Genomic DNA, 10466 nt, shown 5'->3' with positions numbered 1-10466 from the left:
TGTGTATAAGAGACAGAGCTCACCCAGTTCGGCATCTCGCCGACCGCGATCCGCGCGCTACGCAAACACGGCGACGACTGGCTCGAGGGCCACGATCTCTCCTCGCTGCGCGTTCTGGGATCGACGGGCGAGCCCTGGGACCCCGAGTCCTGGCATTGGTTCCACGAGAACGTGGGCAACGGCGAGGCCCCGATCATCAACATCTCCGGCGGCACCGAGATCTGTGGCTGTTTCCTGATGCCCCTGCCCATCCAGCCGCTGAAACCCTGTACGCTCGGCGGCCCCGGCCTCGGCATGGACATCGACATCGTCGACCGCGAGGGCAACTCCGTCAAAGCGGACACCGAACGCGGCTATCTCNCACCCAGCCGCTGAAACCCTGTACGCTCGGCGGCCCCGGCCTCGGCATGGACATCGACATCGTCGACCGCGAGGGCAACTCCGTCAAAGCGGACACCGAACGCGGCTATCTCGTCGCCCGCGACTCCTGCCCCTCCATGACCAAATCCCTGTGGTCGGGCGACGAGCGCTACCTCGAGGAGTACTGGTCGACGTTCGACGACCTGTGGGACCACGGCGACTGGGCCCAGACGGACGACGACGGCTTCTGGTTCCTCCACGGCCGCGCCGACGACGCCCTCAACGNCTGTGGGACCACGGCGACTGGGCCCAGACGGACGACGACGGCTTCTGGTTCCTCCACGGCCGCGCCGACGACGCCCTCAACGTCGCCGGCCGCAAAGTCGGCCCTGCCGAGGTCGAGGGTGCGCTCATCGACCACGAAGCCGTCACCCAGGCCGCCGCCATCGGCGCACCCGACGACACCACCGGCACCGCCGTCGTCGCCTACGTCGTCCTCGAGGACGGGCTCGAGGAGACCGACGACCTCCGCGAGGAACTGCGCGCGCAGGTCGGCGAAGAACTCGGGAAGCCGTTCCGCCCGCGAGAGGTACTGTTCGNTCGCGCCATCAGAGATGTGTATAAGAGACAGTCCTCGAGGACGGGCTCGAGGAGACCGACGACCTCCGCGAGGAACTGCGCGCGCAGGTCGGCGAAGAACTCGGGAAGCCGTTCCGCCCGCGAGAGGTACTGTTCGTCGACGAGTTCCCCAAGACCCAGTCGGGAAAGATCATCCGCCGGGCTATCCAGGCGACCTACACCGGCGAGGATCTGGGTGACATGAGCAGTATCGAGAATCCCGACGCGCTCGCGGAACTCGAGGACGCGCGGTAGTCAGCGCGGATCGTATGGATTCGTGACCATCTCGAGGCGGGCGCGATCTATCGGCGCAGCGAGTAAACCGCTTCGTCCGTCGACACGAACACGGATTCGTCCACCAGATAGTTCCGGATTCGTCCGTCGACAGCACCCGTCCACGTTCGCTCGCCGTCCGAGGTGAACCCGACCAGTCGGCTCCCGTCGGCGTGGACGAACACGGCGTCGTCTTCCGCGGTCTCCGCGCTGATGGTTGTCACTGACTGAATCGGACCGGCGTCGATCGTTACCTCCCAGCGTTCGTTCCCGGTCACCACGTCGAGGGCATGGAGTTGATTTGATCCGAGATAGACCGTCCCGTCGCGGAGGGTCGCCTGTGGAGCGTGCTCCTGGCTCGGATGCTCGAGCGGTTCCGAGACCCGGTCTCGCTCGCCGGTCGCGGTATCGAACGCGAACAGACGGAACGCGGCCCCTTCGGTTTCGGCGAACACGAACAGTCGGTCTGTCGCGAGACCTGTGATCGTCGTCTCGATACCGATATCGACCGCCTCGAACTGCCGGTGCCACAGCCGATCGCCGTCCGCGGCCGCAACGACCCGATCGGTCGTCACGATGTACGCGACGCCGTCTGCGACCTCAGTGTCGAGAATCGGCCGTTCGGTATCGATATCGTATCGCCAGCGCGTACTCCCGTCGCCCCGCTCGAGTGCGACGACCCCGGCGTCGATTGCGACGTAGACGGCATCGGCAACTGCGATGATGGATCCGGAACTCCCCCCGCCACCGTCGGGGCCGCGAACTCGACGTGTCCAGCGTTCGTCACCAGTGTCTGCGTCGAACGCCCACACGGTTCCAGTATCGTTAGCGCTGTAGACGACGCCGTCGGCGACGACTGGACGATTCCAGGAACCGCCCGTCTCGTTCTCCCAGCGCGTGTCACCGTCCCTCTCGAGTGCGAACAGTCTATGACAGTTGTCATCGCCGCAGTAACTGAAGTAGACATCATCCGTGACCGTCAGTTCCGTGTAGCCGGCCATTTCGCCCGTTTCGCCGTACGTCCACTGGGGGTCGCCGGTCTCGGCATCGAGCGCAACGACCTGTCCGTTTGCCGACGGGCTCGAGTTGCTCAAACTGAAGAATCCGCCATCGTCGGGTGACTCCGTCTCGGAGCGCTCTCGGACGAATACCGTGTTCTGGGAGACGGCATCTATGTTGCCGCCCACCTCGTATTTCCACCGATACTCGGTATCGGTGGCGGAACTCAGACAGCCACATACCGTCACGCCTGCGACAACGCTGGTCCGGCCCATCGTTTGGAGTACTGACCGTCTTTGCATAAGCTACCGTATTTTTACATTTATAAATGTCTTGTGTGGGTTGGGGAGAATTTATAGTTGCAGTATATAAAATAGAGCGTGATATCGCTGGCATAATGGGGCTCAGGAAACCGTTCCGCCCGCGAGAGGTACTGTTCGTCGACGAGTTCCCCAAGACCCAGTCGGGCAAGATCATCCGCCGGGCCGTCCAGGCGACCTACACCGGCGAGGATCTGGGCGACATGAGCAGCATCGATAATCCCGACGCGTTAGAGCGACTCGAGAACGCCAGATAAGGGCGGGATCAGTCGTCCTCCGCTGCGGTGTCGCCGCCGCTCTCGGGGCGGCCGCGAACGCGTCGACTGCCGCGTCGTCGCCAGCCGGCAGCGGGCGCGTTCGAACGCAACAAGGGACAATAGTCCGATACGACTGTTTCGAAATACACCGGGACGGTTTGGCGGGCAACTGATAACGTCTCGAGGAGAACGGACGGCCGAATCAACACTGACTTATCCCAACGTTAGTGACCAGTCTTGTACATAAATGTCCACTCGCGACTCGTGGGTATCGAACGTGGGGTTCGTTCTTGCCTCGATCGGCAGTGCAGCCGGTCTCGGGAACATCTGGCGGTTCCCGTGGTTGACCGCCGGCAATGGTGGCAGCGCGTTCCTCTTCGTCTACTCGCTCATCGTCGTCGGCGTCGGCGTTCCGGGACTGCTCGCCGAGTTCGTCCTCGGCCGCCGCGGCCGCCAGACCCCGATCGGAACGTTTCGCTCGCTTATCGCCTCCCGCTGGGGGTCGGCCCTCGGCACGTTCAACGTCATCACGGCACTCGTGATCCTCTCGTTTTACTCGGTGGTCGGCGGGTGGATCCTCCGCTACATGCTGGCCTCGCCGACCGGAGCGTATTTCGGTCAGCCACAGCAGTTCTTCGGAACGATCAGTTACGGCCTTCAGGCCGTTGTCTTTCACCTGCTCTTTCTCGGTGTCGTTGCCGCGATCGTCTTCTTCGGCGTAAGCCGCGGCATCGAACGCGCCTCGAAAGTAATGCTTCCGGCGGTCGTGCTATTCCTGAGCGGTCTCGCGGTGTGGACGGCGACACAGCCGAACACCGCCGCCGGCTACGCGTTCTACCTCAGCTTCGACGCCGACTACCTCGTTGCCAACTTCTCGAGCGTTCTCGGACCGGCAGCGGGCCAAGCGCTGTTTACCCTCTCGCTGGGGACCGGAGCGATGCTGACCTACGCCTCCTATCTCGACGAGGACGTCTCGCTCCCACGGAACACGCTCGTCATCGCGTTCTCGAATATGTTCATCGGCGTCCTCGCCGGACTGGTCGTCATCCCGTTGTTGTTCTCCCAGGGTATCGATCCCGGTCACGGCGGTCCGGGTGCGCTGTTCGTCTCGCTCGCGCCGGCGTTCGCGTCGCTGCCGGGGGGAACCGTCGTCGCGACCGCCTTCTTCGCCACCGTCCTGATGGCTGCGGTGACCAGCGGGATTAATCTGCTCGAAACGCTGGTTGCGACGCTTATCGACTGTTTCGACGTCCCGCGGCGCAGGGCAACGCTGCTGGTCTCACTCCTGCTCGCGGTGACCGGGAGCGGGCTGGCGCTCGTGGGTCCGATCTTCGAGTTCGTCTCCGGTACGCTCGCGGATCTGCTGTTAACCGTCGGTCTCTTCGCGTTCGTCGCGATCGTCGGGTGGCTGCTCCGCGCGGCGGCACTTGCGGAGTTTCGCGCTGGCACCGATCGGTTCGCCGTGTTGGCCGAGCCGTGGCTGCTGACGGTTAGTTGGGTGTTGCCCGTCGTCGTCCTGTTCATGCTGACGAACACGCTCGTGTCACTTGCCGGCGTATCACTGGGAGCCGCCGGCCGAGCGGTCGTTGCCGTCGTCGCCACCGTCGGCTGTCGACTGGCGGTCGCAGCCAGGACCGACGGGTGACGAACTCACGGGGCTGTACCTGAAACACCCCCTCCGTGGTACTTCGGACTCCCGGTCCCTCGTCGTCGCAGACCGTCGTCCGACGGCCGCGCGGGCGGGTCCTCAACCGTTGCTCTCTACCGTGGGCAGCGACCGTTCGACTGCGACCGGCGGCTCCGTCCCGTTACGTTTTACCCCACCCAGCCCGAATCGGGCTGCAATGACTGCCCAGACCGCCCAGCAGGGCGACCTCGTGACCGTCATCGGCCTCGAGGTCCACGTCCAGCTGGAGACCGACACGAAGATTTTCTGTGGCTGTTCGACCGAGCCGAGCGACGAACCGAACGACAACGTCTGTCCGGTCTGTCTCGGCCTTCCCGGGGCGCTCCCGGTGGTAAACGAGGGTGCCGTCGAGGCCGCCGTCAAGATCGGGAAGGCGATCGACGCCGACATTCCCGAAGAGACCCGCTTCCACCGGAAGAACTACTACTACCCCGATCTGCCCAAAAACTTCCAGATCACCCAGTACGACGAGCCGATCTGTCAGGACGGCACGCTCGAGATCGCCGTCGAGGGCGAGCGACGCACCGTCGCGATCGAACGGGCCCATCTCGAGGAAGATCCGGGTAGCCTCCAGCACGTCGGCGGCGGTGGCGGTATCGATTCGGCGGAGTACACCCTCGTCGACTACAATCGTGCCGGCACGCCCCTGATGGAGATCGTCACGGCACCCGACTTCCGCAGTCCGAGCGAAGTACGGGCGTTCCTCGCCGAACTCGAGGAGGTCTTGGAGTACCTGGGCGTCTTCGATGCCGAGCGCGACGGCAGCCTGCGGATCGACGCCAACCTCTCGATCATCCCCGAAAACGAGATCGACGGCGACGACACCGACGCGATCGGGATGGACGCGCTCGAGGCCGCGAACCGGACGGAGGTCAAGAACATCTCGAGTCACAAGGGCGCGGAGAAAGCACTGGCCTACGAGGAAACCCGCCAGAAAAACGCCATTCAACGTGGGCGCGCGGTCGAGCAGGAAACCCGCCACTGGGACGAATCCCGCGGGATCACGGTCTCGATGCGGTCGAAAGAGGAGGAGAAGGATTACCGGTACTTCGAGGAGGCCGACCTGCCGCCGCTGCGCGTCTCGGGCTGGAAAGACGAGATCGCGATTCCGGAACTCCCCGCGGCCCGCCGCGAACGGTTCCAGGCGGAATACGGTCTCAGCGAGGAGGCCGCCTCGAAGCTCACCTCGACGAAACAGGTCGCGGACTTCTACGAGGACGTCGCCGGCGAGTTCGATCCCGACCTCGCCGCCACGTGGGTCGCGGACAACCTGCTGGGCGAACTCAACTATCGCGACATCGAGATCACCGCGATCGAGGGGCGACTCGAGGAGATCAAACGGCTCGTCGAACTCGTCGCCGACGACGAGATTACGGCGAAGAACGCCCGCGAGACGGTCCTGCGATCGATGCTCGACGACGGTCGGATGCCGGACGAGGTCGTCAAAGAGGACGGGCTGGGGAAGACCGGCGAGGACGAGGTCAAGCAGGCCGTCGTCGAAGCGATCGACGAGAACCCCGACGCCGTCGGCGACTACGAGAGCGGCGACGACGGCGCGATCAACTTCCTCGTCGGTCAGGTCATGCAAAAGACCGGCGGCAGCGCCGACCCCGGCGATGTCAATCAGCTTCTGCGGCGCGAACTCGAGGGCTGAACCCCGAATCCGACTCCATCGACCGCGACACCGATCGGAAAGCCCGACGAGAATCGACGCGGTGGGCCCATACTCGACGCTCTGAGCGGCTCGAGACGGCTGGGTTTATAACTGTTTCGCGAACGTGGGTCCATATCCCACACCCTCAGCACGCCTATGAAAACGCGGGTCCTCCGTTCGGTATGGCCACTGAAACCGGTCGTGGTGTTCGAACGATTTCACACAGAAGCAACTGGAAGGCGGGCGTCGGCGGTGGCATAGCGGGCGGAATCGTCATGGGGGCGCTGATGCTCGGTATGAACGATGCGGTGATCGCCGTAGCGATTCCGTCGTTGTACTTCCTGGCACCCCCGGCGACTGTCCCCGTGGGGATGGCAGTTCACGTCTTTCACGGCGCAGTGTTGGGGCTCGCCTTCGCCGGACTCGCCGGTGTGCTGGGGTTCGAGTCGATGGGGAAAGTCGTCGGCCTCGGTCTCGTCTGGGGCGTCGTGATCTGGGTCGCGCTGGCCGGACTCCTCATGCCCGTCTGGCTCAGTGCGGTCGGCTCCCCCGCGTCGCCGCCGTTCCCCAACTTCGCGCCGCCGTCGCTGCTCTGGCACGCCGTGTACGGTCTCGTGCTCGGCGGCGTCTACGGCGTGCTCGAGGGCGGAACCGATAGTGGGCACTGAAACGATTCACACACCGACCGCACTGCCGTCATGCGGTCAGGCGTGCAGTGACTGCCGGTGGCTCCTATAACCCCGCTCCGGTGAGAGCGGAGCGCCGCGGTGTTACTCCTGATAGATGCGCCACTGTGCGTCCTGTGTTTCGCGGTCGACCATCGCTTCGGTCTTTTCGCGACTCAGCGAATCGATGAGCGAGAGGGCCTCTCGAGCCCACATTACGAACGCTCCCGCGAGCGTGTGTCGCACGGCGTCCGGGTCCGTGGGTGCGTAAATGTAGACCTGACCGCCCTCCGTGAGGAGTCGGCGGTGTTTATCGACCACACCGAGATCGGCGAGGTGATTGAGATGGCGGGAGACGACGCTCCGATCGTACTCGACCTGCTCGGCCAGTTCCGAAACGGTCTGTTCGCCACCCTCCATGACGCAGAGACAGATGTCCAGTTCGGTTTCGGACATCCCGAAGACCGACCGCATCACTTCGTCGAGTTCCGGCTGGTTGACGCCGACAGCCGTGTCGGTCACCCGCTCCATCGGCCGATCGCAACAGACGATTTCGCCCTGACCGAAGCCGAGGTTGCCACAGGAGGGACACTCGAACGTCTCGGCTGTGGACGGCGGAGTTCCCATACGATCTGTATTCGAGACGCGGTCTCATAAGTATCGGCGAGGACGACTCGAGAGACACGTCACGGTCCCGGGAGCGCGCTGACTGGGATCGGTGGGACTCGAGTGACGGAGCGAGCGGTGCCCGCACGGTGGCGGGCCAAGGGTCGGCACCTCCGTCGTGGGAAGCCGCGTTCCGCGACCGCGCGAATTATTAGCAGGAAGCATGTCGGTAGCCGACATGGACCGCATTTCGCTCGGCAACGAGGAGTTCGAGGGTCGAAACAACGCCTACGTGCTCGCCGACGACGACGTGGACGCACTCGCACTCGTGGATACCGGACTCGCAACCGATCCCGTTCGTCGGGACCTCCGTGACGGTCTCGCCGAGCGCGGCTACGACATCGCGGATGTCGACGACATCGTGCTTACGCACTTCCACGCCGACCACGCCGGACTGGCCGGCGAGATCCAGGCCGAAAGCGACGCGACGGTCTACGTCCACGAAGCCGACGCTCCGCTGGTCGCCCAGCAATCCGCCGCGGTCGCGGCGGTCGAGGACCGCCACCGGGACCGACTCGAGGAGTGGGGCGTGCCCGAGGACGCACGAGCGGAATTCCTCGCTTTTCTCGAGGCGGCGGAGATAGAGGGCCAGTCGGTCGATCCGACGCCGATCGCGGACGGCGATGTGCTCACGGTTGGCGGACGTACCCTCGAGACGATTCACACACCAGGCCACGCGGCCGGCCTGTGCTGTTTCGAACTCGACGGCGGTGACGAGGCGTTCGTCGGCGACGCGGTCCTCCCGGTGTACACGCCGAACGTTGGCGGGGCGGACGTCCGGGTCGACCATCCCCTCGAGAAGTATAGGGCTGCCCTCACGCGACTCGCCGACCGCGACTACGAGCGGGTCTGGCCCGGCCACCGCGATTCGATCTCGGAGCCGACCGATCGCGCACTGATGATCCTCGAGCACCACCGCGAGCGAACCGAAACCGTCCTCGAGTTCCTGTCGGCGAACGGACCGGCCGATGCCTGGACGGTCAGCACCCACCTGTTTGGCGACCTCGAGGGCATTCACATCGTCCACGGCCCCGGAGAGGCGTTCGCACATCTCGATCACCTCCGCCACGAGGGGTGTCTCGCGTACGAAAACGGCGAGTACCGGCTCCGGGACGGGGCGATCGATCTCGAGGATGTCGTCCCATCGGTCCGTACCCATCGCGGCGGGAGCGATGGCCGATGACCGGGTAGTCACGGACAACAGTACAGTCGTGTATAGTTGCCAAGTGACTTGCTAACTTCCCTCATCTTTATTATGGCAGGATCGAAAGGGGTGGGTGAGAATCGGTAACTTAGTGATAGATAATGTCTAACGACGATAATAATAGTCTCAAATCGGGTAGAACTGGTAACGGAACCGTGGGACGGCGGCGATTCCTGGGGGCTGCAGGGGCCGGTACGATGGCAACGGCGTTCGCCGGGTGCCTCGGTGGCGGCGGGAGCGACGGGCTCACTATCGGTCATCTCGCGCCGATGAGTAACCCGCTCGGAATCGGGTCCAAACGGACGGTGGACATGGCCGTCGAGGAACTCAACGAGGGTGGCGGTTTCAACGGTGAACAGGCAACCGTCATCACGAAGGACACGCGGACGGACTCGAGCGAAGCACAGAGCGTGACGGAGGAACTCATCCAGCAGGAAGACGTTGACCTCTTGATCGGAACGTTCAACTCCGAGACGACGCAGTCGATTCTGGATCTCACGGCGGAGTTCGATGTTCCCCTCATGATCACTGGATCGGCCGCCCCGAGTCTCGTTACCGACTACGCCGGTTCCGACTACGACACGTACAAGAACGTTTTCCGTATCGGGCCGATCAATTCCGATTTTCAGGCCGAGTCGATCGCCGACTACTGTGCATACCTCAACGACAAACACGATTGGGAGCGGGTCGCGTTCCTCCGCGATCAGGCCGAGTGGACGGAGCCGTTCGGCGAACGGATTCCGGGGTTGCTTTCGGAGCGCGATCTAGAGATCGTGTATCAGGATGCCCTGTCGATCGAAGGAACCGACTTCGGGCCGGTGATGAGCGACGTCAACGAATCGGACGCGGACTTCGTCCTGCGGTTCTTCGCACACATCGACGGCGGAGATATGCTCACGCGGTGGCACGAAGGGCAGTACGAGTTCGGCATCGAGGGCGTGCACGTTTCCGGAATGGTGCCGTCGTACAACGAACTCTACGAAGGCGCGGCGACATACGAAACGACGGCACAGTCCGGTGCCGCAGGTGTGACGGCCATTACGGAGCGGACGCAGCCGTTCGTCGAAGCGTATTCCAGTCGATACCAGGACGCGGACGAGGCTCCGATCCGAGCCCCGATGTACATGGGATTCAACACGTACGACGGCATCCACGTCTTCAAGGCGGCAATCGACTCCCTCGAGACGACGGACACGCGGAACAATCTCGACGACTTCGTCGCCGAGATGCTCGAGGTCGACGTCACCGGCGTCGCCGGACAACTCAGTTTCTACGGGCCCGATTCCGACTACCCGCACGACGTTCGCGAGGAGCGCAGAGCGGACGGGACGATCACGAACTACCCCGTTACCCAGTGGGTCGGCCCGGACGAAAGCGAGTGCGTCTACCCCGACGAGCACCGGACTGCGGAGCACCAACTGCCGTCGTGGATGCAGTGAGCGATGCTCGGGGACATCGCCACGCTGGTGTTACAAGGAACGATGATCAGTGCCGTCTACGCGTTGATCGCGATCGGATTCACCATGATCTTCGGCGTCGGCGGGACGTTGAACCTCGCTCACGGCGCGCTGATCATGTCCGGTGCCTACGTCTTCGGCGTCCTCGCACAGAGTATCCATTCGGCCGTCGCGTTCCCAGTCACCATCGTCGTGGTCGCGCTCCTTTCGTGGGGGGAGCGTGTCATAGAATCCAACTCATAGCTTGAGCATCTCACGTCCTGGATCGTGTCCTCGCTCGTAGTTGGTGATTGCAATGACGATCCG

At 63.7% G+C, this 10466-nt stretch carries 8 protein-coding genes and 3 pseudogenes; 9 read left to right on the top strand and 2 right to left on the bottom strand.

Annotated features, from left to right (window positions below; all coding sequences use genetic code 11):
• Positions 1 to 15: 15 nt before the first annotated feature.
• Positions 16 to 946, top strand: a pseudogene (locus C487_RS21905) (AMP-binding enzyme); the annotation flags it as partial.
• A 44-nt stretch (positions 947 to 990) separates the two neighbouring features.
• Positions 991 to 1233, top strand: a pseudogene (locus tag C487_RS19675) (AMP-binding enzyme); the annotation flags it as partial.
• A 47-nt stretch (positions 1234 to 1280) separates the two neighbouring features.
• On the opposite strand, the gene C487_RS13230 reads toward C487_RS19675, so the two are convergent.
• Positions 1281 to 2552, bottom strand: coding sequence for a PQQ-binding-like beta-propeller repeat protein (locus tag C487_RS13230; protein WP_083864612.1), 1272 nt, complete (start codon positions 2550 to 2552; stop codon positions 1281 to 1283).
• Between the two features lie 95 nt (positions 2553 to 2647).
• On the opposite strand from C487_RS13230, the gene C487_RS13225 reads away from it, so the two are divergent.
• The 4 genes from C487_RS13225 to C487_RS13210 all read left to right on the top strand — a co-directional run bounded on the left by C487_RS13225 (position 2648) and on the right by C487_RS13210 (position 6836).
• Positions 2648 to 2827: a hypothetical protein gene (locus C487_RS13225; RefSeq protein WP_006186294.1), complete on the top strand. Its 180-nt coding sequence runs from the start codon at positions 2648 to 2650 to the stop codon at positions 2825 to 2827.
• 247 nt (positions 2828 to 3074) lie between these two features.
• Entirely contained in the window at positions 3075 to 4472 is a 1398-nt protein-coding gene (locus C487_RS13220) for a sodium-dependent transporter (protein ID WP_049908148.1), read from the top strand.
• A gap of 199 nt (positions 4473 to 4671) precedes the next feature.
• The gene (gene gatB, locus C487_RS13215; protein ID WP_006186292.1) at positions 4672 to 6168 is read left to right on the top strand and encodes an Asp-tRNA(Asn)/Glu-tRNA(Gln) amidotransferase subunit GatB; all 1497 of its coding nucleotides are present in this window, start codon (positions 4672 to 4674) and stop codon (positions 6166 to 6168) included.
• A 182-nt stretch (positions 6169 to 6350) separates the two neighbouring features.
• Positions 6351 to 6836, top strand: a complete 486-nt coding sequence (locus C487_RS13210) for a DUF6789 family protein (protein ID WP_006186291.1) — start codon at positions 6351 to 6353, stop codon at positions 6834 to 6836.
• A 102-nt stretch (positions 6837 to 6938) separates the two neighbouring features.
• Here C487_RS13210 and C487_RS13205 read toward each other — a convergent pair whose 3' ends face one another.
• Positions 6939 to 7460, bottom strand: coding sequence for an ArsR family transcriptional regulator (locus tag C487_RS13205; protein WP_006186290.1), 522 nt, complete (start codon positions 7458 to 7460; stop codon positions 6939 to 6941).
• Positions 7461 to 7677: 217 nt separating this feature from the next.
• Between C487_RS13205 and C487_RS13200 the strand changes: the two genes are divergently transcribed.
• The 3 genes and pseudogenes from C487_RS13200 to C487_RS13190 form a co-directional block, all read left to right on the top strand.
• A complete protein-coding gene (locus C487_RS13200) occupies positions 7678 to 8682 on the top strand; it encodes an MBL fold metallo-hydrolase (protein WP_006186289.1) in 1005 nt (334 codons plus the stop codon).
• Between the two features lie 218 nt (positions 8683 to 8900).
• On the top strand, positions 8901 to 10142 hold the full coding sequence (locus tag C487_RS13195; RefSeq protein WP_006186288.1) for an ABC transporter substrate-binding protein: 1242 nt from the start codon (positions 8901 to 8903) through the stop codon (positions 10140 to 10142).
• A gap of 3 nt (positions 10143 to 10145) precedes the next feature.
• Positions 10146 to 10376: pseudogene (locus C487_RS13190) on the top strand (ABC transporter permease subunit); the annotation flags it as partial.
• Between the last annotated feature and the right edge of the window lie 90 nt (positions 10377 to 10466).

The sequence above is a fragment of the Natrinema pallidum DSM 3751 genome, from assembly GCF_000337615.1.
In the GTDB taxonomy this organism is placed as follows: domain Archaea; phylum Halobacteriota; class Halobacteria; order Halobacteriales; family Natrialbaceae; genus Natrinema; species Natrinema pallidum.
The sequence above is the reverse complement of the archived record's forward strand: the minus strand, read 5'-3'. Positions and strand labels throughout refer to the sequence as shown.